The organism is Paraburkholderia phenazinium, assembly GCF_900142845.1.
Lineage (GTDB): Bacteria > Pseudomonadota > Gammaproteobacteria > Burkholderiales > Burkholderiaceae > Paraburkholderia > Paraburkholderia phenazinium_A.
Genome location: NZ_FSRU01000001.1, coordinates 1,338,531 through 1,358,578 on the forward strand (window position 1 = coordinate 1,338,531; position 20,048 = coordinate 1,358,578).

A 20,048-nucleotide genomic window follows, 5' to 3' on the forward strand; every position below is an offset into this window, starting at 1 on the left:
CGAGGAACAAGCCATGACATCGAAAATGCAAGCTGCTGTTGTCGAACAGTTCGGCAAGCCGCTGGTGCTTAAAGAACTGGATATTCCCGAACCCGGTCCGGGCCAGATACTGGTCAAGACCGAAGCCTGCGGTGTCTGCCACACCGATTTGCACGCCGCGAATGGGGACTGGCCGGTCAAGCCTGCGTTGCCGTTCACGCCGGGCCATGAGGGTATTGGTATCGTCACGGCGCTGGGTTCGGGCGTCACCGCCGTGAAGGAAGGCGACCGCGTGGGGGTGCCATGGCTTTACTCCGCGTGTGGGCATTGCGAGTTTTGCCTCGCCGCACGAGAACCGGTGTGTGCCGAAGCGCAGTTTGGCGGCTACACGAAGAACGGCGGTTTCGCCGAATACATTGTTGCCGATCCGAACTACGTCGCTCACATTCCGGCCCATCTGGCGGCGCGCGAAGCGGCCCCGCTCATCTGTGCAGGGATCACTTCCTATAAAGGCATCAAGGAGACCCAGGCAAGGCCGGGTGAGTGGGTGGTGATCTCCGGCGTCGGCGGTCTCGGGCACCTGGGCATTCAGTATGCCAAGGCGATGGGCTTGCATGTGTGTGCGGTCGATATCGACGACGGTAAGCTCGCCCACGCCAAACGCCTCGGCGCGGATGCCACGGTCAATGCAAAAGACGGCGACCCCATCGCGGCGGTCATCAAAGCCACCGGGGGCGGCGCGCACGGTGTGCTGATCACGGCCCCGTCGCTGGGGGCATTCAAGCAAGGCGTCGGCATGACGCGCAAATGCGGTACCTGCGTGCTTGTCGGGTTGCCGCCGGGTGAGTTTCCGACGCCGTTGTTCGATGTCGTGGCGAACTGCATCACGATTCGCGGCTCCTTCGTCGGCAGTCGCCGCGATATGGCCGAAGCGCTCGCCTTCGCCGCAGACGGCAAGGTGAAGGCCGATTTCGAGCTTCAACCGCTGTCGGCGATCAACAGCGTGTTCCACCGTCTCGCGCATGGCGATGTGCCGTCGCGCGTGGTGCTCGAATTCGCGAAGGCTTGAGGGGTGCGCGCCAAGGGATGCTCTGTTTATACGTGGCGTGCACCACCGGATGGCAGTCGGTCTGGAGACGGTCCCGCAGCGTACAGACACGTTTCCCGGTTCAGGGGAGCATCAACGAAGTTCCGTTCCCGGATGAGGTCGTCCAGACGGTTGATGATTGATCGCGATGCATGGCGTCGCGAGCCACTTAAAGGAATAGATATGACTGCCGCAATGTGGGGAATCGTACTAGGAATGGGCCTGATCTTCGGGACTTCGCTGTACCGCTCCAAGACCCAGCCGGTACGCGTTACCGCGACGACACCGACTCGCGCTCGAACTCGTTGAAGAGTTTGAGCAGCCTGGCCACACGTTTGGTGCCATCCGGCAAGAGGGACTGCTGGGCCTGGAGCGCGGTGACGCGATTGCGCCAGTACGGAAGCGAGAGCGGATTGCCGCGTTCGAGTAGCGGAACGACGTATTCGAGGTGTGCCAGATCTTTGGCGAATTCATGCAGTGACATTGTTTTCCTTTTGGAGGCTGGTCAATGCCTCATCTGCAAGATAGGCCGATTGAAACCGGGCGTCTGCACGTTACCGTACAAGTCCTGTATTGCCGCTCCATTACGCCAGCTACCAGCGAGTTTGTACGCTGACGTACCGCTTTTCGAACCGATCGGGCGTAGCGTCGAAGCAATCTCCCCTTGGGAGGCGACGCGGCCCGCCGCGTGACGCGAAGCGGAAATGGAGCATCGAACATGTTGCGCAATATCGAGTTTTTGCAGGGGTCCACCGTCAAGGCAAGCGACGGCGATGTCGGGACCGTCACGCAACTCTACTTCGACGATGAAGCGTGGGCCGTTCGCTACCTGGTGGTCGACACCGGCAACTGGCTGAGGGACCGGCAGGTGCTGATTTCGCCGTATGCGGTGTTGCACGCCGATCCGGGTTCGACTGAAGTGCGCGTGAGGCTCACGCAGCAACAGGTGCGCGATAGTCCGAATATCGATGCGCACAAGCCGGTGTCGCGTCAGCACGAGATCGACTATCTGCGGTACTACGGTTATCCGACCTATTGGGGCGGCCCGAACGTCTGGGGGATGGGGGCGTACCCGGCCTTCGACGGACTGGATGCAACAGCGGCGCTGCCATTAGGCGCTTATCCGTCTATAGAACCGGATCCGGACGAGCCGCCGGCGGATACCCATTTGCGCAGCACGGAAGGCATGAAGGGCTATCACATCGAAACGATCGACGGCAGCATCGGCCACGTTTCCGGCTTCGTCTTCGACGACGAGTCGTGGGTCATCCGTTATCTGACCGTCGATACGCGCAACTGGTGGCCCGGTGGCAAGGAAGTGCTGCTGGCAACCGGGTGGATCGAACTGATCGACTGGTTCGGTTCAACCGTGTCCACGACGTTGACGCGCGATGCGATCAAACAAAGTCCCGCGTACGACGACACGATTCCGGTTACCCGCGACTACGAAACGGCACTGCACGAGTTTTACGGCAGACCGGGCTATTGGACTAAACAAAGGACGGCATTGCCGGGCGAAATCCAGGCATGACCGGGCCATGAGCGCTAGCGGCTGGGGGTATTCAGCTTTGAGAGGCCACGATCCTTCCGTGAAGGTCGCGGCCTGTTTGTCTCGCGCCTAGATGGCGCGCAGATCGGGCAACAGGCGGTCGAATTCGCGCCGTACCACGCCGTAGCATTCGCAGACACGCTTTTCCAGACCGGGCCTGTCCAGTACCTCGATATGACCATAGCTGTAGCGGATCAAGCCTGCATCCTGCAACTTCATGGCCGCCTCGGTCACGCCAGGCCGGCGTACGCCGAGCATGTTGGCGATCAGTTCCTGCGTCATCTTCAGTTCATTGGACGGCAACCGGTCGATGCTGAGGAGCAGCCAGCGGCACAACTGTTGATCGATCGAATGGTGCCGGTTGCAAACCGCGGTTTGCGCCATCTGTGTGATCAATGCCTGGGTGTACCGAAGCAACAGCCGCTGCACTGGGCCGGCACGATGAAACTCTTCCTTCAGGAGGCGGGCTTCAAGCCGATAGGCGTGCCCTGCGCTTTGCACGACCGCGCGGCTAGGGGTGGTTTCTCCGCCCATAAACAGCGCGATGCCAATGAGCCCCTCGTTGCCGACAATCGCAATCTCCGCGGAGGCGCCGTCTTCCATGACGTACAGCAGCGAGACGATGGCGGTGGTGGGGAAATACACGTGATCGAGGCGGTCGCCGGATTCGTAGACAACCTGGCCCAGCGGCATCTCGACCGGCACGAGGTGCGGTTCAATGCGTAGCCACTCTGCATCAGGTAAGACGGATAGCAGGTGATTCTGTTTCGGGTGTTGAAGGTTCGACATCAAATGTCCGCGCGTGGTGTGAAATCTGTGAGTGCCATAAAGGCGGCGCAGCGGGCTTCAGCATCTCACAGTTGCGCGGAACTGTCTGTACGGTGCCGTGCATGTGCCGCGTTGCCCGTTATCCGTTATCCCGATCTGCCGTCAACAGGCGCAACTGCTCCAGCAGCCTGACCGCCGGACTCGGCAATATGCCGCGCCGCCGGCGAAATGCCGTCAACGTCCGCCTGCCGACCAGGCCGGCAATCGGCAAGGTGTCGAACACACCCGCGGCACTTTCGGTGTCGTACATCGGCGCGGCCATCCAGCTCAGGAAGCCCGCACGCGTCACCAGGCTCTTCAGCACCGTGATCGAACGGGTCTCCACGGCAATCTCAGGCATGCCCAGGCCCTGTTCGGCGAACACCCGTTCCAGATGCTCGAAGGGCCCTGTGCCGCGCGGCGGCAAACACCATGGCAGGCCCAGCGTATCCGCGAGGCATAGATTCGCCTTGTTACGCAGCGGATGATCGAGCGCGGCGACCACATAACTCAGGTCTTCCCAGCAGCAGTCAGCGATGGCGGTGATTTCGTCCGTGTCGGGCACCGCCATGCTGAGCGCGAGGTCGATCTCCTGCTTGAGCAGGCTGTCCGCCAGGCGGTCCCACACGCCCTCGATAATCTGCACGCGCAGGTTCGGCCAGCGCGCCAGCACGCCGCTCACCGCCAGCGGCAGAACGAGCGTCGCGATACTCGCCACCGCGCCCACCCGGATCGTGCCCTTGGCGAGGCCGCGCATTGCGTCGATTTCTTCGCGGGCGTTGTCGGCTTCGCGCAGCAGCAGGGTAGCGTGCGGCAGCAGCGTTTCGCCAATCGCCGTAAGCTGCATGCCTTTGGAGTGACGCTCGAACAGCGGTGTGCCGAGTTGGTCTTCGAGCCGCTTGATCGAACGGCTGAGCGCCGGCTGGGTCACATGAAGCAGTTCCGCCGCCCGGCCGAGGCTGCCGCTCTCGACGATGGTCGTGAACGCATGAAGTTGTTGCAGATTGAAAGTCATGCGCAAAAGTAATGCCTTTTCTCAAAAAAGGCAATTTTCAATCAAGGGGCGGCTTTCGATAATGCGCCATCAAGATAGGAGACACGAGCATGACCAGCAGCGCGCCCCGTTCCTCAGACGTTTCGGGCACTCTCACCCCTTCCGGCACCACCCCGGCCGCGCCGTTCACCGTGCGTCACGCGGTCATCGACCTGATGCGCCGCTTCGGCATGACCTCGGTTTTCGCCAATCCCGGCTCGACCGAACTGCCGCTGTTCCGCGATTTCCCCGCTGATTTCCGCTATGTGCTGGGCCTGCAGGAGGCCGTCGTGGTCGGCATGGCCGACGGTTATGCCCAGGCCACCGGCAATGCCGCGTTCGTGAACCTGCATTCGGCGGCTGGCCTCGGTAACGCAATGGGCAACATCTTCACGGCGTTCCGTAACCGCACGCCGCTCGTGATCACGGCCGGCCAGCAGGCCCGCTCGATTCTGCCGTTCGATCCGTTCCTCGCCTCCACGCAGGCGACCGAGTTACCGAAGCCCTATGTCAAATGGAGCATCGAACCGGCGCGCGCCGAGGATGTGCCGCTGGCGATTGCGCGGGCCTACCACGTGGCGATGCAGGAGCCGCGTGGCCCGGTGCTGGTGTCGATTCCGGTCGACGATTGGGATCGCCCGGCCGAGCCGGTGCCGGCACGCGTGGTCAGCACCGTGACGCGGCCCGAGCCACAGGTGCTCGAGCAGATCGGCGCCGCGCTCGATGCGAGCGAGCGTCCTGCGCTCGTGGTCGGCGGTGCGGTGGATCGCGCCGGCGCCTGGGACGCCGTCGTGCGTCTTGCCGAACGGCACAACGCTCGCGTCTACGTGGCGCCCATGTCGGGACGCTGCGGCTTTCCTGAAGACCACCGGCTGTTCGCCGGTTTCCTGCCGGCGATGCGCGAGAAGATCGTCGACCAGCTCGCGGGACACGACCTGATCTTCGTGGTGGGCGCCCCGGCTTTTACGTATCACGTGGAAGGCGCCGGTCCGCATGTGCCGCAAGGCGCGGCACTGTGCCAACTGATCGACGATCCGGGCGTGGCCGCGTGGACGCCGGTCGGGATCGCTGCGGTGGGCAATATCCGGCTTGGCGTGACCGATCTGCTGGCGCGTCCGGCGCCCCGCACGCGGCCGTTGCCCGAGCCGCGTGCGCCACGGCCGCGCGCCGAGCCGTCGCCGCGCATGTCGGTGGCCTTCGCGCTGCAAACGCTGGCGGAGGTGCGCGACGCAGCCGATATCGTGGTCGAAGAAGCACCGAGTTCGCGTCCGGCGCTGCAGGCCTACCTGCCCATCACGCGCAGCGGCACGTTCTATACGATGGACAGCGGCGGCCTCGGCTACGGCATGCCTGCCGCGGTTGGGGTGGCGCTGGCGAAGCCGGGCACGCGGGTGATCGCCGTGATCGGCGACGGCTCCAGCATGTATTCGATTCAGGCGCTGTATAGCGCGGTGCAACTCGATGTGCCGATTACCTTCGTGATCCTGAATAACTCGCGTTATGCCGCGTTGCAGGAGTTCGCGCCGGAGTTTGGTTTTGCCGACACCGACCCGGTGCAAGGCACCGATCTGCCCGGCCTCGATTTCGTCTCGCTGGCTGCGGGGATGGGCTGCCAGGGCGAGCGCGTGAGCGACGCGAACCGCCTGCACGAGGTATTGCGCGCGGCATTGCGCTCGCCGAAGCCGAGGCTGGTCGAAGTTGTGGTGGCCTGATCGCTAATAAGGATGACAGCCCTGCGGTGGTGTCGCTGCCGGCAGGAGACAACGTTCCAACGGAGACAAAACGATGCAGTCCATTTCGATGTTGATCGACGGCGAAGCGGTTCAGGCCAGTAACGGCGCGACCTTCGAACGCCGCAATCCCCTTGATGGCGAGGTCGCCACGCGAGCCCCGGCGGCGACCGTGGCCGATGCCGTCGCGGCCGTCGATGCGGCGGCTGCCGCCTTTCCCGCCTGGGCGGCGATGGGGCCGGGCGAGCGGCGCGCGCTGCTGATGAAAGCCGCGCATGCGCTCGAAGCGCGCGGTGAAGACTTTGCCGCCGCAATGGCCGCGGAAACCGGCGCATCCGGCATGTGGGCGGGTTTTAACGTGCATCTGGCGGCAGGCGGTTTGCTCGAAGCCGCCGCGCTGACGACCCAGGTCGGCGGCGAACTGATTCCCTCCGATGTGCCGGGCAGCCTCGCCATGGGCGTGCGTCAGGCGGCGGGCGTCGTGCTCGGCATTGCGCCCTGGAATGCGCCGGTGATCCTGGCCGTGCGCGCCATCGCCTTGCCGCTGGCGTGCGGCAACACCGTGGTGCTCAAAGGCTCCGAGATCTGTCCGGCCACGCATGGGCTGATCGTCGAGGTGCTGCAGGAAGCAGGCTTGCCGAAGGGCGTGGTGAATTTCGTGACCAATGCCCCTGCCGATGCGGGTGCCGTAGTCGAGGCGATGATCGCGCATCCGAAGGTGCGGCGCGTCAACTTCACGGGCTCGACGCACGTCGGCAAGATCATTGCCGCGACGTGTGCGCGTTATCTGAAACCAGCCGTGCTCGAACTGGGCGGCAAGGCGCCGTTGATCGTGCTCGACGACGCGGATCTCGACGCGGCAGTCAACGCCGCGGCCTTCGGCGCATTCGCCAACTCGGGGCAGATCTGCATGTCGACCGAGCGGATTATCGTCGACCGGCGCGTGGCCGATGCCTTCGTGGCACAACTGGCCACCAAATCGCGTGGCCTGCCGCTGGGCGATCCGCGCAAGGGGCCGGTCGTGCTGGGTTCGGTCGTGGATATGAGCACGGTCGAACGCTGCAACGCGCTGATCGACGACGCGCTGGCCAAAGGCGCCACGCTGGTGTGCGGCGGCAAGGCGGACAGCACGCTGATGCCCGCGACGCTGCTCGATCACGTCACGCCTGCGATGCGCATTTATGCCGAGGAATCGTTTGGGCCGGTGAAGGCCATCGTGCGGGTCGACGGCGAGGAAGAGGCGCTGGCCTGCGCGAATGACAACGAATACGGTTTGTCGTCCGCAGTGTTTAGCCGCGATGTGGCGCGGGCGATGAATCTCGCGCGACGCATCGAATCCGGCATCTGCCACGTCAACGGTCCTACTGTGCACGACGAAGCCCAGATGCCGTTTGGCGGAGTGAAGGGTAGTGGCCTGGGACGTTTTGGCGGTCAGGCGGGGATTGCGGAATTCACCGATCTGCGCTGGATCACGGTGCAGACGACGCCACGTCACTATCCGTTCTGAGCGTAGCGGCCGGCATTGCGCCGGGCAGGTGCGGTGCCGGTTCCATATGGAGTACCAGGTAGTAGAAAACGCGAATCGAAGAACGCGCAAATACAAAACACAGGAGACAGTTCGATGACCCGTTATTCCCTGCCGGCCGCGGTTGCCGGCGCACCGCCTGGCGACTATAGCGCGCGCCAGGCGAGCGAGCCCGCGCAGACCGCGGTGGATATTGGCAGCGTGCTCGACGATGGACCCTATACCGTGGTTCAGAAGGTGGTGGTGTTCCTCGCGGCGCTTTCGATTATCGTCGACGGCTTCGACAGCCAACTGATCGGTTTTGCGATTCCGGTGCTGATCAAGGAGTGGGGCATCGCCCGCACGGCGTTCGCGCCGGTGGTGGCCGCCGGCCTGACCGGCATGGGGATAGGCAGCGCCTGCGCCGGGCTGTTCGCGGATCGCTTCGGGCGGCGTTGGGCGGTGATCGGCAGCGTGCTGCTGTTCGGCGCGGCCACATGCGCGATCAGCTTCGCGCCGAACATCCTGACGATCGCGGTGCTGCGCCTGATCGCGGGGTTCGGCATCGGCGGAGCGCTGCCCAGTTCCACCACCTTGACGGCGGAGTTCACGCCGTCGCGGCGCCGCACGCTGGCGATCACGGCGACGATCGTGTGCGTGCCGCTCGGCGGCATGGTGGCCGGCCTGTTCGCTCACGTGATCCTGCCGGCGTACGGCTGGCGCGGTCTGTTTCTGACCGGCGGGATCCTGCCATTGGTGCTTGGCGTCCTGTTGCTGTTCACGTTGCCGGAGTCGCCCCGTTTCCTCGCACGTCGACCGCAGCGCTGGGCGGAATTGAGCCGCTTGCTCGCGCGCATGTCGCGCCACGTCGCAATGGATGCGGTGTTTACCGATAAGCGCGAGCAGGCCGCCGAACAGCACACTGGCTTCACGGCGCTGTTCCGCCAAGGCCGCGCGGCCGACACGGTGGCGATCTGGTGTGCGTTCTTCATGTGTCTGCTGGCGGTGTATAGCGCATTCAGCTGGCTGCCGACCATGCTGACCACGCAAGGTTTGTCCGTCTCCGTGGCGGGGTCGGGGCTGACCGCGTACAACCTCGGTGGCGTGGTGGGCGCACTGGTTTGTGCGGTGGCGATTGCCCGCTCGGGATCGCGCTGGCCGCTCCTGATCTGCAGTGCCGGCGGCGCGCTGAGCGCATGGTTTCTGCTCGGCGTGGACGTATCGCAGCACACCGGCTGGTTGATCTTCGGGCTTGGCGTGCATGGCCTGTTCGTGAACGCGGTGCAATCGACGATGTATGCCCTGTGCGCCTACGTTTATCCGACCGGCGTGCGGGCAACCGGTACTGCTTCGGCGCTGGCGTTTGGACGCATCGGTGCGATTCTGAGCGCCTTCGCGGGAGCCGTCGTGATCACCACCGGCGGCGCTTCGTCGTACCTCACGATGCTGGGTGCAGCGATGCTGGTCGTGATGATCGCGCTGATGGTGGTCAAGCGGCATATCCCTAAGCCCGGCGTTTGAGGGGGCGAGTGTCGTAGTAGTACGGAACGGCGTCGGCGAAGCGCGGCGAAAGTGGACACCACTGCGCTGTGTCGACGCTGGGTAGGGGCAGCACGGATGGAGTGATGTTCAAGCCAGATGGTTCGCCGAATGGTCTGGAGCATCACGTCATTACTTAGTATGACTATATAAAATATGCCGATAGAACGGATACGGATGGTTCTTCTCCGAAGCAACGGGGACGACTATGCGCGCCATTCTGAAGACCTGACCACGGAGAAGCGGAGACAATGAAATATCGGATCGCATTGGGCAGCGCCCTGCTGGGCGTCAGCGCCACGTCGTTTGCACAGAGTAGCGTGACGCTGTATGGCATTCTCGATACCGGCGTGGAATACGTGACGCATGCCGACGCCGCAGGCGACAGCGTCGTGCGGATGCCGGGCGTGACCGGCGAATTGCCGTCGCGCTGGGGGCTGCGCGGCAAAGAGGATCTGGGGGCCGGCTGGTCGGCGATCTTCACGCTGGAGAGCGGCTTTAACGTGAAGAACGGCGCGCTCAACCAGGGCGGCCGCCTGTTCGGACGCCAGGCGTGGGTTGGGCTGATGGGTCCATACGGCAGCCTGACGTTCGGCCGCCAGTACACGATGACCTATTGGGCCTTGAGCGACTCCGACCTGCTCGGGCCGGACATCTACGGCGGTACCGGCTCATTCGACCAATACCTGCCGAGCGCTCGCAGCGACAATACGGTGGTCTACAAAGGCACATTTTCGGGCATCACGTTCGGCGCGACCTATTCGTTTGGCCGCGATTCGACGGGTACCGGCAATTCGGCGGGACAGGGTACCTGCGCGGGGCCGGTGCCGGGCAGCTCGCAAACCTGCCGTGAATGGTCGACGATGCTGCGCTATGACATGAACGGCTACGGGGTAGCGGCCGCGTACGACGAACAACGCGGCGGCCCAGGCGCGGCGGCGGACTTTTATGACGGCACCACGCCGTTCGCGCTGACCAATTCGGGCGACAAGGACGTGCGCATGCAGTTGAACGGCTACGGCCATATCGGCCCGGTGAAGATTGGCGGGGGCTGGCTGGGACGGCATGTCGAAACGGTGTCGCCGGACATTCCCGATGTCCGTTCGAATCTGTTCTACGTGAGCGCTGCCTATAACCTGAATCCGGCGCTGGTTCTGGACGGCGGCGTGTACCGGATGCTCAATCGCCAGGACGACACGCGCGGTACGATCGCCGTGGTGCGCACGACGTATCTGCTGTCGAAAAGCTCAGCGGTGTATCTGCAAGGCGGGTATCTGTTTAACAGCGCGCACGCGGCCTATACCATCAGCCAGGGTGGTGGTGGAACCACGCCGGGGTTTGGGATGGGGCAGCCTGGTGTGATGGCGGGGGTACGGCATGCGTTTTGAAATGGGTCACGCGGGGTATCCCGCGTGACCGGCGATGCCGTGCTACCTCAAACTCCACCGATGCACAGATACTTGATCACGACATAGTCGTCGATACCGTAGTGCGAGCCTTCGCGACCGAGGCCGGACTGCTTGACGCCGCCAAAGGGGGCGACCTCGTTGGAGATGAGTCCGGTGTTGATGCCGACCATGCCGTACTCGAGCGCTTCGGCGACGCGCCACACACGGCCGATATCGCGGCTATAGAAGTAGGACGCGAGGCCGAATTCCGTATCGTTGGCGAGGGCGATGACTTCCTCGTCCGACGAGAAGCGGAACAGCGGCGCGAGCGGGCCGAAGGTTTCGTCGCGCGCCACTTTCATTGCGGGGGTGACGTCGGCGAGGACGGTGGGTTCGAAGAAGCCGTGGCCGAGCGCGTGACGCTTCCCGCCGGTGACGATGCGCGCGCCTTTGGCGAGTGCGTCTTCGATATGCGACTCGACCTTGAGGACTGCGGCTTCATTAATGAGGGGGCCCTGGCTGACGCCGTCATCTGTACCGCGACCGACCTTCAACTGTTCGACGGCGTCGCGCAGTTTGGCGGCGAAGGCGTCGTAGACCTTGTCATGCACGTAGAAGCGGTTGGTGCAGACGCAGGTTTGCCCGCTATTGCGATACTTGGAGGCGATGGCACCGGCAACGGCCGCATCGAGATCGGCGTCTTCGAAGACGATGAAGGGGGCATTGCCGCCGAGTTCGAGCGAGACTTTCTTGACGGTGGGTGCACATTGCGCCATCAACAGACGGCCTACGGCGGTCGAGCCTGTGAACGACAGCTTGCGCACGATCGGATTGGCGGTCATTTCAGCGCCGATGGCTTTCGGGTCGCCGGTGACGACGCTGAAGATGCCGGCGGGCACGCCGGCGCGTTCGGCCAGCACGGCGAGTGCGAGGGCGGAGAGCGGGGTGGCTTCGGCGGGTTTGACGATGATGGGGCAACCGGCGGCGAGAGCGGGGCCGACTTTGCGGGTGATCATCGCGGCGGGGAAATTCCACGGGGTGATGGCTGCGCAGACGCCGATGGGTTCTTTGGTGACGACGATGCGTTTATCGGCTGCGGGCGTGGGGATGGTGTCGCCGTAGACGCGTTTGGCCTCTTCGGCAAACCATTCGAGGAAGGACGCGGCGTAGAGGATTTCGCCTTTGGCTTCGGCTAGGGGTTTGCCTTGTTCGGTGGTGAGGATGAGGGCGAGGTCGTCGGCGTTTTCGAGCATCAGGTCGTGCCAGGCACGGAGGATGGTCGAGCGTTGTTTGGCGGTTTTGGTTCGCCATGCTGGCCAGGCTTTGTTGGCTGCTTCGATCGCGCGGCGGGTTTCGGATGTGCCCATTCGGGGGATTCTGGCTAGCTGTTCGCCGGTGGCGGGGTTTCGGACTTCTATGGTTGTTTCGTCGTCCGACGGGGTCCATTCGCCTGCGATGTAGGCCTTTGTTTTTAATAGCGTGGGGTCATTCAGTTTTATCTGCGATGCTGAGGTGGACGCTGCTTTTTCCATTTTCTGTTTTCCGTTTAGTTAGTGAGGTTTTTGCCTGCGGCGCCTTGTATTTGGCTGTGGTCTTAGGGTGTTGGCCTTTCCTTGCATTCGTATCGGTCTATTAGCTTCGCCCCTGTGCGGGGCGGCACTTACTTTCTTTGCCGCCGCAAAGAAAGTAAGCAAAGAAAGCGGGCTGCAACCGCTAGCCCGTAGTGAGCCATCTAGGTCTACCACCGGAAACGGCCCAACACGAGACGCTCTCTCGCACCACACGTGCCGGTGACAAAGCAGTCATCCGTTCCAGCGTTGCGCTGCGCGCCCCGCCGTCGGGCATAACGCTTTCTGCGGAGGCTGGCTCGGCACCGCCGCCGCGACACTTGCAAGCAACTCGCTTTCCCATGCAGACCCGACCGCGACGCACGTAGTGCGGAGTGGGGTGGATGAGTGCTGTGTCACGAGTGGTGGAAATGCGAGGGCGGGTCTCGTGTTGGGCCGTTTCCGGAGGTAGACCTAGATGGCTCACTAAACGCTGGCGGTGTGAGCCCGCTTTCTTTGCTTACTTTCTTTGCGGCGGCAAAGAAAGTAAGTGTGTAGTGGTCAAGCCCCTTTGGACACCCACAAAGGGGTTTTCAGTAAATAGAAGCCTCATAACGCGCCGGTGGCGAATCATTGGCCGCCGAATGGATGCGCCGGTAGTTGTAAAAGTCAGCCACGTAACCCGCGATATCGCGCTGGGCCTGTTCGTGACTGCAGTACTCCTGTTCTCCGATCCATTCACTCTTCAGGCTTCTGAAGAAGCGCTCGACCACCGCGTTGTCCCAGCAGTTTCCCTTTCGGCTCATGCTCTGCACCATCCCGTTTGCCTTCAGATCACTCACGAAGCGTTCGCTGGTGTACTGGCAGCCCTGGTCGGAGTGGAACATCAGTCCGGGGGCTGGGCGCCGGCTGCTGCGGGCCTGCTGTAGCGCCTGGATCACCAGCTCGGTATCCGCCTGCAAGGCAAACGCCCAGCCCACGATGCGACGCGAATGCAGATCCATCACGATCGCCAGATAGGACCAGCCCTGCCGCGTTCTCACATACGTAATGTCACCGGCCCATACCCGGTTGATCGCACCCGGCTCGAACTTGCGCTCCAGCAGGTTGGGCGCCACCAGTGCTTCACCTTCGGCCTTGCGATAGCGGTGCGTTCGCCGTCGCGCCACCGCCAGTTGCGCCTCGCGCATCAGCGAACGGGCCCGGTAGCGTCCGATCGCGTGACCTTGCTGCTGCAGCGCCCGCGCCATCCTGCGACTGCCGTAACTGCTGCGGCTCTCGCTGTGGATCTGGCGCACAGTTCTGAGTAGCGCGGGTGAAGCTGCCGGCTTGCAAACCCGTCCCGCGAACGCGTAGTAGCTGCTTCGCGGCACCTTCAGCAACCTGCACATCAGACTCACCGGCCAGGCCTTCTTCAGCGAACGGATCACTTCGAGGAGCGATCCAGTTCCTTGACGAAGAAGGCCGTGGACTTTTTTAGTATGTCGCGCTCACGTTCAAGCTCGACCACCCGCGCCTCAAGCTCCCGGATACGCCGCTGGTCAGCTTTGACCTGCACCTGCGTGCGCGGCGGCTGGACCTGCTCGGCGCGCCACTGCGCCACCCACCGCCGCAACGCCGTATCGCCAACACCTAGCGCTTCGCTGGCCTTCGCGAACGAGTAGCCCTGCGCAACCACCAGCTGCACCGCTTCTGCCTTGAATTCGTCAGTTATGTTCCGTCTGCTCATTTCTCACCTCGGTTGGAGAATTATCCCCTTTAGAGGTGTCCAGAGTCATTGGACCACTACAGTGCCGCCCCGCACAGGGGCGAAGCTAATAGACCACTAAGAAAGCAAGGAAAGGCCAACACCGCAGGAACACAGCCAAAGCACCGCACAGGCAAACCAAATGAACTAAACCCCACCGGCAGCGCCAAAGAAGCCACCAAAGAGCCGCCAGCAGGGCAAAAAAAACTAAGCTACGACGCCAACAGTCTCCTTAAGCACATCTTCAAGAATGGCAACAGCCTCGTCGAAGACATCCTCTTGAATAGTGAGCGGAAAAAGAAACCGAACAACGTTCGAATAAACCCCACAGACGAGCAACAACAACCCGCGCTCAAGCGCGCGAGCCTGCACCCGCTTGGTAAATTCGGCATCCGGCTCATGCGTCCCAGCCTTGCAGAATTCAACCGCCACCATGCCCCCCGGCCCGCGCACATCAGCAATCTGCCCAACCTCACCCTGCAAGGCAACCAGCTTCGCCTTAATCCGATCGCCAAACAAAACCGCCCGCTCGCAGAGCTTCTCCTCATCGATGATGTCCAGCACAGCATGCGCAGACGCCACAGCAAGCGGATTGCCCGCATACGTCCCACCCAACCCGCCAGGCGCCGCCGCATCCATAATCTCCGCACGCCCCACCACGCCCGACAACGGCATGCCCCCCGCCAGGCTCTTGGCAATCGTCATCAAATCCGGCACCACGTCGTAGTGATGCATCGCAAACAACTTGCCGGTACGCGCAAAGCCCGTCTGCACTTCATCCGCAATCAGCAAAATGCCATGCTCGTTGCACAGCTTGCGCAACGCCCGCACAAACTCCGCCGGCGCCGGATAAAAACCACCCTCACCCTGTACCGGTTCAAAGATGATCGCCGCAACACGCTTCGGATCGATGTCCGCCTTGAACAGAAACTCAATCGCCTTCAACGAATCCGCCGTCGTCACACCATGCAGCGGATTCGGGAACGGTGCATGGAACACGTCCGCCGGGAACGGTCCAAAGCCAATCTTGTACGGCGCCACCTTGCCCGTCAGCGCCATCCCCATCATCGTGCGGCCATGGAAACCACCCGTGAACGCAATCACGCCCGGTCGGCCCGTCGCCGCGCGCGCAATCTTGATCGCGTTTTCCACCGCTTCCGCACCCGTCGTGAAGAACGCCGTCTTCTTCAGATGGTCGCCCGGCGCGCGCGCATTGATCTTCTCCGCCAGCGAAACATACGACTCGTACGGCACGATCTGATACGCGGTATGCGTGAACTGATCCAGTTGCGCGCGGATCGCCTCAACAATCTTCGGATGGCGGTGGCCCGTGTTGCACACCGCAATCCCCGCCGCAAAATCAATGAAGCGCCGCCCCTCGACGTCCCACAACTCAGCGTTCTCAGCGCGCGCAGCATAGAAATCGCACATCACCCCAACCCCACGCGGCGTGGCGGCATCCTTGCGGCTCTTCAGTTCAGCATTCTTCACAGTCATCTCCTTCACTCCCGGTTTGGCAGAAGCCGTCCACACGGCGCGGCACATGCAACGACTATAATGAGATTTGGCTCCGACGTTCAGAGCCATTTAAATAAAAATGTAGGAGCCAATTATGCGTGCAAGCGTTTTGTCAGACTGGCTGGCGCAGCGTCTCGACCGCGGCAACGGTCTGCCGATCTACCGGCAACTGCATCGCTTGCTGCAGCAGGCCATCCTGTCGCGCGAGCTGCCCGCCGGCAGCAAGGTGCCGTCCTCGCGCCTGCTCGCCAATGAACTCGGCATCGCCCGCAACACCGTGACTCAGGTCTACGAGCAGCTCGCGCTCGAGGGTTACGTCACCTCCACCACCGGTCGCGGCACCTTCGTGGCCGATAGCGCGCCGGACGAAATCGTCGGCGCGCCTGATGCCGCCGCGCCGGCCGCCGCCCCTGATGCCGCCGCGCCGGCCGCCGCCCCACAGCCGCTCTCGGCGCGGCGCGCGCTGTCCACCCGAGGTACGCGGCTGATCGCCGGGGCAGGGGTGTCGAAGCGTCAGTGGGGCGCGTTCATGCCCGGTGTGCCGGATGTCTCGAAGTTTCCGGCGCGCGTCTGGAGCCGCCTGCAGGCCAAGTACTGGCGCCGCTTGCGCCCCGATCTGCTGACCTATGCGCCGGGCGGCGGTCTGTCGTTGCTGCGGCACACCCTGGCCGACTATCTGCGCACCTCGCGCTCGGTGCGCTGCACGCCCGAGCAGATCGTCATCACCACCGGCATTCACCAGTCGGTCGATCTGGCCGTGCGTCTCCTGTCCGATCCCGGTGACGTCATCTGGACCGAGGATCCCTGTTATTGGGGCGTGCGCAGCGTGCTGCACGTGTCGGGGCTGCAATCGCGTCCCATCGCCGTCGACGCCGAAGGAATCAACCCCTCCGCCGAGGATCTCGCCCAGCCGCCCAAGCTGATGCTGGTCACGCCCTCGCATCAGTATCCGCTCGGCATGGTGATGAGTCTCGCGCGCCGCCGCATGTTGCTCGAATACGCGCGCCAGCATCAATGCTGGATCATCGAGGACGACTACGACAGCGAGTTTCGCTATGGCAGCCGGCCGCTGGCATCGCTGCAGGGGCTGGATACGGCGGGGCAGGTGATCTATGTGGGCAGCTTCGGCAAGACGCTGTTCCCCGGTTTGCGGATCGGTTACCTTGTGGTGCCCGAGGCGCTCGCCGAAAGTTTCGCTATGGCCAGTGCCGAGCTGTATCGCGAGGGGCAACTGCTGCAGCAGGCCGTGCTCGCGGAGTTCATCGCCGAAGGGCATTTCACGTCGCACATTCGCAAGATGCGCACGCTCTACGGTCAACGCCGCCAGACCGTGCTCGATGCCGCCGCGCGCCGCTATGGCGATGCGTTGCCGGCAGTGGGCGGCGATGCGGGTCTGCATCTGGTGATGCAATTGCCCGAAGGTGCCGACGATCGCGCGGTGGCAGCGGCGGCGCTCGAGCGCAATATCGTGGTGCGGGCGTTGTCGGGGTATTACGCGCAGCCGCAGCGTGCGCCTTCGGGTCTGTTGATCGGCTATGCCTGCGTGCCCGATGAGGAGATCGCGCCGGCCTTCAATACGCTCGCCGACGCGATCGATGCCACGCTGCTGCAGTTCGCCTGAGGCCGCGCGTTTCATGCATGAAGATCCAGCCGATCGGCACCGCGAAAATCGAACTCAGATCACTTTTTCGCGCAGCCAGGCAGAGGCCAGGTCGATGGCCGTGACCACCACAATCACCATGATCAGCACCGCCGCGGTGGACGCGTAGTCGAACGAGCGGATCGCCTCATAGAGCACCACGCCGATTCCGCCCGCGCCGACCATGCCCACCACCATCGCCGAGCGCACGTTCGATTCGAAGCGGTACAGCGCATACGAGATCCACAACGGCAGCACTTGCGGCAATACCGCATAGACGATCTCGTCGAGACCGGTCGCACCGGTGGCGCGCACGCCCTCGGCGGGCCGCGGGTCGATCGCTTCGACGGCCTCCGCGAACAGCTTGGCCAGCACGCCGGTGGTGTGTACCCACAACGCCAGCACGCCCGCGAACGGGCCGAGCCCGACCGCGACGATGAACAGCATCGCGAAGACCATTTCGTTGATCGCGCGGCAGGCGTCCATCAGGCGGCGCACCGGCTGCACGACCCATTGCGGCGCCATATTGCGCGCGCACATCAGGCCGCACGGCACGGCGCACACCAGCGACAGCACCGTGCCCCACACCGCCACCGACAACGTCACGTACATTTCGTGCGCATAGGTGCGCCACTCGGTGAAGTCCGGCGGGAAGAAGTCCTTGGCGAACTGGCCCATGTTGCCGGCGTCCGACCACAGATCGAGCGGCCGCATATCCGCGCCGTGCCAGCCGACGCCCAGCACGGCAATCACGACGATCCAGCCGAGCAGCGACGTCCAGCTTCGCTTGCCCGCAACGGCCGCCGCCGGTGCGCCGCTCGCGGCGGCGGGGCGGGCGCCGGTCAGGTCGGCGGCGCTCATTGCTTCGAGGTCGCGGCGTTCAGCGCGCTCAGCTTCGCATCGAGCGCGGCGATCTGGGTCTTGCGATCGTCGTCCGAGAGATGCGTGTCGGACTGGATCTTCTGCTTCTGCTGGAACAGGGAGATCTGGCGGACCGGCAGCAACTGCGCATCGGACGACGCCACGAAGCCGCTATAGCCGGTAATCGCCGCCATCACGGCCTTCTCGTGCGGATCGGTCTTGCCGTAGTTCAGGAAGAACGTGCGCACCTTGTCCTTGGTGGCCTGCGGCAGATCCTTGCGCCACACCAGCGGGTCCGAATCGATCAGCGGCGAGGTCCACAGCACCCGCACCTGGGCGAACTTGTCCGGATGATCTTTCTTCAGCGTGTCGAGCATCTCGGTGTTGTTGGTCGCAATGTCGATCTTGTTGTTCACCACAGCCAGCAGATTCGCTTCATGGCTCGATGGCAACACCGCCTTGAACGACGTGTTCACCGGCGTATTGTGCCTGGCGAACAGGTAGTAGCCGGGAACCAGCGTACCCGAGGTGGAGTTCGGATCGCCGAAGCCGAGCGTGACATCCTTCGTATTCTTGAATACATCGTCGAGCGTCTTGAAGCGGCTGTTCACATTGGTGATCAGCACGGACTTGTAGCCGGTGTCGCCGTTCGCGTACGTGATCTTGGCGAACACTTCGCCGTTGGCGCGGTCCACGGCTTCCATCGCCGAGGCATTGCCGAAGTAGCCCACCTGCACTTTGTTAAAGCGCATGCCTTCGATGATGCCGGCGTAGTCCGTGGCGAAAAAGGCTTTGACGTGCAGGCCGGTTTGCTTGCTCATGTCGTCGACCAGCGGTTGCCAGCGCTGCGAGAGCACGGCGGACGAATCGGTCGAGATGATGCCGAGGTTGAAGTCTTCGGCGTGAGCGGCGACGCAGGCGAGCGCAGCCGCGCCGGCGATCAGTGAGCGCAGGAATGTCATCGGGTTAAATCCAGTTAACTAAAGAGGGCTGTCAGAAGATAAAAGGGCGACGCTGTGTATCAGGCAGTGTGCGCAGGATCCAGTGCAAACGCATAGCGCTGCGGTCTGGTTGCATCCGCATCCATGTTCATATCCGCAGGAGATTGCGCCACGCTGCTCCCGGTTTCGTCGAGCAGTTCGCGTGCGTCGTCGCCGTAGAGCTTCTGCAGGAGCTCGGGCGTGAGCGCGGCGGACGGTCCGTCGTAGACGATCTTGCCGCGACGCAGGGCGACGGTGCGCGGGCAGTACTGCACGGCAATGTCCACCTGGTGCAGCGAGACCAGCACGGTCAGGCCATGGTCGCGATTCAGGTTGCGCAGCATCTCCATGACGCGTCGCGACGACTCGGGATCGAGCGAGGCAATCGGTTCATCGGCCAGCACAATGCGAGCGTGCTGCACCAGTGCACGGGCCAGCGCCGCGCGTTGCTGCTGGCCGCCGGAGAGCGTTGCCGCGCGTTCGCGCGCATGTTCCGCAATGCCGACTTCGCCGAGCGCGGCCAGCGACAACTCGCGTTCGCTGCGCGGAAAGCGTCCGGTGATGCGCCGCCAGAACGGCAGCCGCGCCAGCGCGCCGATCAGCACGTTGGTCTCGACGGAGAGCCGGTTGACCAGATTGAACTGCTGGAACACGAAGCCGATATCGCGGCGAATCCGCCGCACTTCGCGCACGAGGCGGCCGTTCTGCTGGATCGGCCGGCCGAGAATCGCGATCTGCGACGGCTGCGGATCGGAGACGGTGAAGCCTGCGATATGTCGCAGCAGGGTCGATTTACCCGAGCCCGAGGCGCCGATCAGCGCCACCATCTCGCCGGACGCGACGCGCAGGTCGATCTCGTCGAGTGCCTTGCGGCCGTTGGTGAACGTCTTGCTCAGCCGTTCGATACGAATTGCTTCCATGCTTGTCCCGTTGATGCATCCGGCCAGTGCCGGAACGTGTGGCACATTCTAGGAAGGCTCTGTGACGGTTGAGTGAACCTATCTCAACGTCTAGACGACTATATCTTTCCAGGCGGCTTCACGAGGAATGCGTGCCGGAACGCAAAGCCTTGAACGGGCCGCGATATGTCAGCCAGATGACACAAACTGCGGAGGGTGCACGCCGTCATCTAATATGTGC

The 20,048-nt window shown here is 63.3% G+C and carries 16 protein-coding genes; 7 read left to right on the forward strand and 9 right to left on the reverse strand.

The window, feature by feature from the left end:
* Positions 1 to 13 precede the first annotated feature (13 nt).
* On the forward strand, positions 14 to 1,048 hold the full coding sequence (locus BUS12_RS05780) for a zinc-dependent alcohol dehydrogenase (protein ID WP_074294654.1): 1,035 nt from the start codon (positions 14 to 16) through the stop codon (positions 1,046 to 1,048).
* A 289-nt stretch (positions 1,049 to 1,337) separates the two neighbouring features.
* On the opposite strand, the gene BUS12_RS05785 is transcribed toward BUS12_RS05780, so the two are convergent.
* Complete coding sequence (locus BUS12_RS05785; RefSeq protein ID WP_074294655.1) at positions 1,338 to 1,550, reverse strand: hypothetical protein; 213 nt, start codon at positions 1,548 to 1,550, stop codon at positions 1,338 to 1,340.
* 234 nt (positions 1,551 to 1,784) lie between these two features.
* Between BUS12_RS05785 and BUS12_RS05790 the strand changes: the two genes are divergently transcribed.
* The gene (locus BUS12_RS05790) at positions 1,785 to 2,597 is read left to right on the forward strand and encodes a PRC-barrel domain-containing protein (RefSeq protein ID WP_074294656.1); all 813 of its coding nucleotides are present in this window, start codon (positions 1,785 to 1,787) and stop codon (positions 2,595 to 2,597) included.
* An 87-nt stretch (positions 2,598 to 2,684) separates the two neighbouring features.
* Here the strand turns inward: BUS12_RS05790 and BUS12_RS05795 are convergent, their stop codons facing one another.
* Together BUS12_RS05795 and BUS12_RS05800 are read right to left on the reverse strand one after the other, a co-directional pair.
* Positions 2,685 to 3,404, reverse strand: coding sequence for a Crp/Fnr family transcriptional regulator (locus tag BUS12_RS05795; protein WP_074294657.1), 720 nt, complete (start codon positions 3,402 to 3,404; stop codon positions 2,685 to 2,687).
* 118 nt (positions 3,405 to 3,522) lie between these two features.
* Complete coding sequence (locus tag BUS12_RS05800; RefSeq protein WP_074294658.1) at positions 3,523 to 4,437, reverse strand: LysR family transcriptional regulator; 915 nt, start codon at positions 4,435 to 4,437, stop codon at positions 3,523 to 3,525.
* Positions 4,438 to 4,526: 89 nt separating this feature from the next.
* Between BUS12_RS05800 and mdlC the strand changes: the two genes are divergently transcribed.
* The 4 genes from mdlC to BUS12_RS05820 all read left to right on the forward strand — a co-directional run bounded on the left by mdlC (position 4,527) and on the right by BUS12_RS05820 (position 10,616).
* Positions 4,527 to 6,167: a benzoylformate decarboxylase gene (gene mdlC / locus BUS12_RS05805; RefSeq protein WP_074294659.1), complete on the forward strand. Its 1,641-nt coding sequence runs from the start codon at positions 4,527 to 4,529 to the stop codon at positions 6,165 to 6,167.
* Between the two features lie 73 nt (positions 6,168 to 6,240).
* Positions 6,241 to 7,692 carry an aldehyde dehydrogenase gene (locus BUS12_RS05810; protein ID WP_074294660.1) on the forward strand — a complete coding sequence of 484 codons (1,452 nt, stop codon included), beginning with the start codon at positions 6,241 to 6,243 and terminating at the stop codon, positions 7,690 to 7,692.
* Positions 7,693 to 7,806: 114 nt separating this feature from the next.
* Positions 7,807 to 9,210 (forward strand): MFS transporter, encoded by a 1,404-nt coding sequence (locus BUS12_RS05815; protein ID WP_083640262.1) that lies wholly within the window; start codon positions 7,807 to 7,809, stop codon positions 9,208 to 9,210.
* Between the two features lie 269 nt (positions 9,211 to 9,479).
* Complete coding sequence (locus tag BUS12_RS05820; RefSeq protein WP_074294661.1) at positions 9,480 to 10,616, forward strand: porin; 1,137 nt, start codon at positions 9,480 to 9,482, stop codon at positions 10,614 to 10,616.
* Positions 10,617 to 10,663: 47 nt separating this feature from the next.
* On the opposite strand, the gene gabD is transcribed toward BUS12_RS05820, so the two are convergent.
* From gabD to gabT, 3 genes are all read right to left on the reverse strand, one after another.
* On the reverse strand, positions 10,664 to 12,148 hold the full coding sequence (gene gabD, locus BUS12_RS05825) for an NADP-dependent succinate-semialdehyde dehydrogenase (RefSeq protein WP_074294662.1): 1,485 nt from the start codon (positions 12,146 to 12,148) through the stop codon (positions 10,664 to 10,666).
* A gap of 608 nt (positions 12,149 to 12,756) precedes the next feature.
* A protein-coding gene (locus BUS12_RS05835; RefSeq protein WP_253190019.1) for an IS3 family transposase occupies positions 12,757 to 13,892 on the reverse strand; the annotation gives its coding sequence in 2 pieces (ribosomal slippage) (positions 12,757 to 13,634 and positions 13,634 to 13,892; 1,137 coding nt in all).
* A gap of 225 nt (positions 13,893 to 14,117) precedes the next feature.
* Positions 14,118 to 15,407, reverse strand: coding sequence for a 4-aminobutyrate--2-oxoglutarate transaminase (gabT, locus tag BUS12_RS05845; RefSeq protein WP_074294666.1), 1,290 nt, complete (start codon positions 15,405 to 15,407; stop codon positions 14,118 to 14,120).
* 115 nt (positions 15,408 to 15,522) lie between these two features.
* Between gabT and BUS12_RS05850 the strand changes: the two genes are divergently transcribed.
* Positions 15,523 to 17,049 carry a MocR-like pyridoxine biosynthesis transcription factor PdxR gene (locus BUS12_RS05850; protein ID WP_074294667.1) on the forward strand — a complete coding sequence of 509 codons (1,527 nt, stop codon included), beginning with the start codon at positions 15,523 to 15,525 and terminating at the stop codon, positions 17,047 to 17,049.
* Positions 17,050 to 17,103: 54 nt separating this feature from the next.
* On the opposite strand, the gene phnE is transcribed toward BUS12_RS05850, so the two are convergent.
* The 3 genes from phnE to phnC are packed head-to-tail and all read right to left on the reverse strand — an operon-like array spanning position 17,104 to position 19,828.
* Complete coding sequence (phnE, locus tag BUS12_RS05855) at positions 17,104 to 17,928, reverse strand: phosphonate ABC transporter, permease protein PhnE (protein ID WP_074294668.1); 825 nt, start codon at positions 17,926 to 17,928, stop codon at positions 17,104 to 17,106.
* Entirely contained in the window at positions 17,925 to 18,890 is a 966-nt protein-coding gene (gene phnD / locus BUS12_RS05860) for a phosphonate ABC transporter substrate-binding protein (RefSeq protein WP_074294669.1), read from the reverse strand. The genes phnE and phnD overlap by 4 nt, the downstream gene beginning before the upstream one ends.
* Positions 18,891 to 18,949: 59 nt before the next feature.
* Positions 18,950 to 19,828, reverse strand: coding sequence for a phosphonate ABC transporter ATP-binding protein (gene phnC, locus BUS12_RS05865; protein ID WP_074294670.1), 879 nt, complete (start codon positions 19,826 to 19,828; stop codon positions 18,950 to 18,952).
* Positions 19,829 to 20,048: the final 220 nt, after the last annotated feature.

Bases quoted from the DNA above. Each gene is read 5' to 3' on its own strand.
- BUS12_RS05780 (WP_074294654.1), top strand. From the start codon at position 14: ATGACATCGAAAATGCAAGCTGCTGTTGTCGAACAGTTCGGCAAGCCG.
- BUS12_RS05785 (WP_074294655.1), bottom strand. From the start codon at position 1,550: ATGTCACTGCATGAATTCGCCAAAGATCTGGCACACCTCGAATACGTC.
- BUS12_RS05790 (WP_074294656.1), top strand. From the start codon at position 1,785: ATGTTGCGCAATATCGAGTTTTTGCAGGGGTCCACCGTCAAGGCAAGC.
- BUS12_RS05795 (WP_074294657.1), bottom strand. From the start codon at position 3,404: ATGTCGAACCTTCAACACCCGAAACAGAATCACCTGCTATCCGTCTTA.
- BUS12_RS05800 (WP_074294658.1), bottom strand. From the start codon at position 4,437: ATGACTTTCAATCTGCAACAACTTCATGCGTTCACGACCATCGTCGAG.
- mdlC (WP_074294659.1), top strand. From the start codon at position 4,527: ATGACCAGCAGCGCGCCCCGTTCCTCAGACGTTTCGGGCACTCTCACC.
- BUS12_RS05810 (WP_074294660.1), top strand. From the start codon at position 6,241: ATGCAGTCCATTTCGATGTTGATCGACGGCGAAGCGGTTCAGGCCAGT.
- BUS12_RS05815 (WP_083640262.1), top strand. From the start codon at position 7,807: ATGACCCGTTATTCCCTGCCGGCCGCGGTTGCCGGCGCACCGCCTGGC.
- BUS12_RS05820 (WP_074294661.1), top strand. From the start codon at position 9,480: ATGAAATATCGGATCGCATTGGGCAGCGCCCTGCTGGGCGTCAGCGCC.
- gabD (WP_074294662.1), bottom strand. From the start codon at position 12,148: ATGGAAAAAGCAGCGTCCACCTCAGCATCGCAGATAAAACTGAATGAC.
- gabT (WP_074294666.1), bottom strand. From the start codon at position 15,407: ATGACTGTGAAGAATGCTGAACTGAAGAGCCGCAAGGATGCCGCCACG.
- BUS12_RS05850 (WP_074294667.1), top strand. From the start codon at position 15,523: ATGCGTGCAAGCGTTTTGTCAGACTGGCTGGCGCAGCGTCTCGACCGC.
- phnE (WP_074294668.1), bottom strand. From the start codon at position 17,928: ATGAGCGCCGCCGACCTGACCGGCGCCCGCCCCGCCGCCGCGAGCGGC.
- phnD (WP_074294669.1), bottom strand. From the start codon at position 18,890: ATGACATTCCTGCGCTCACTGATCGCCGGCGCGGCTGCGCTCGCCTGC.
- phnC (WP_074294670.1), bottom strand. From the start codon at position 19,828: ATGGAAGCAATTCGTATCGAACGGCTGAGCAAGACGTTCACCAACGGC.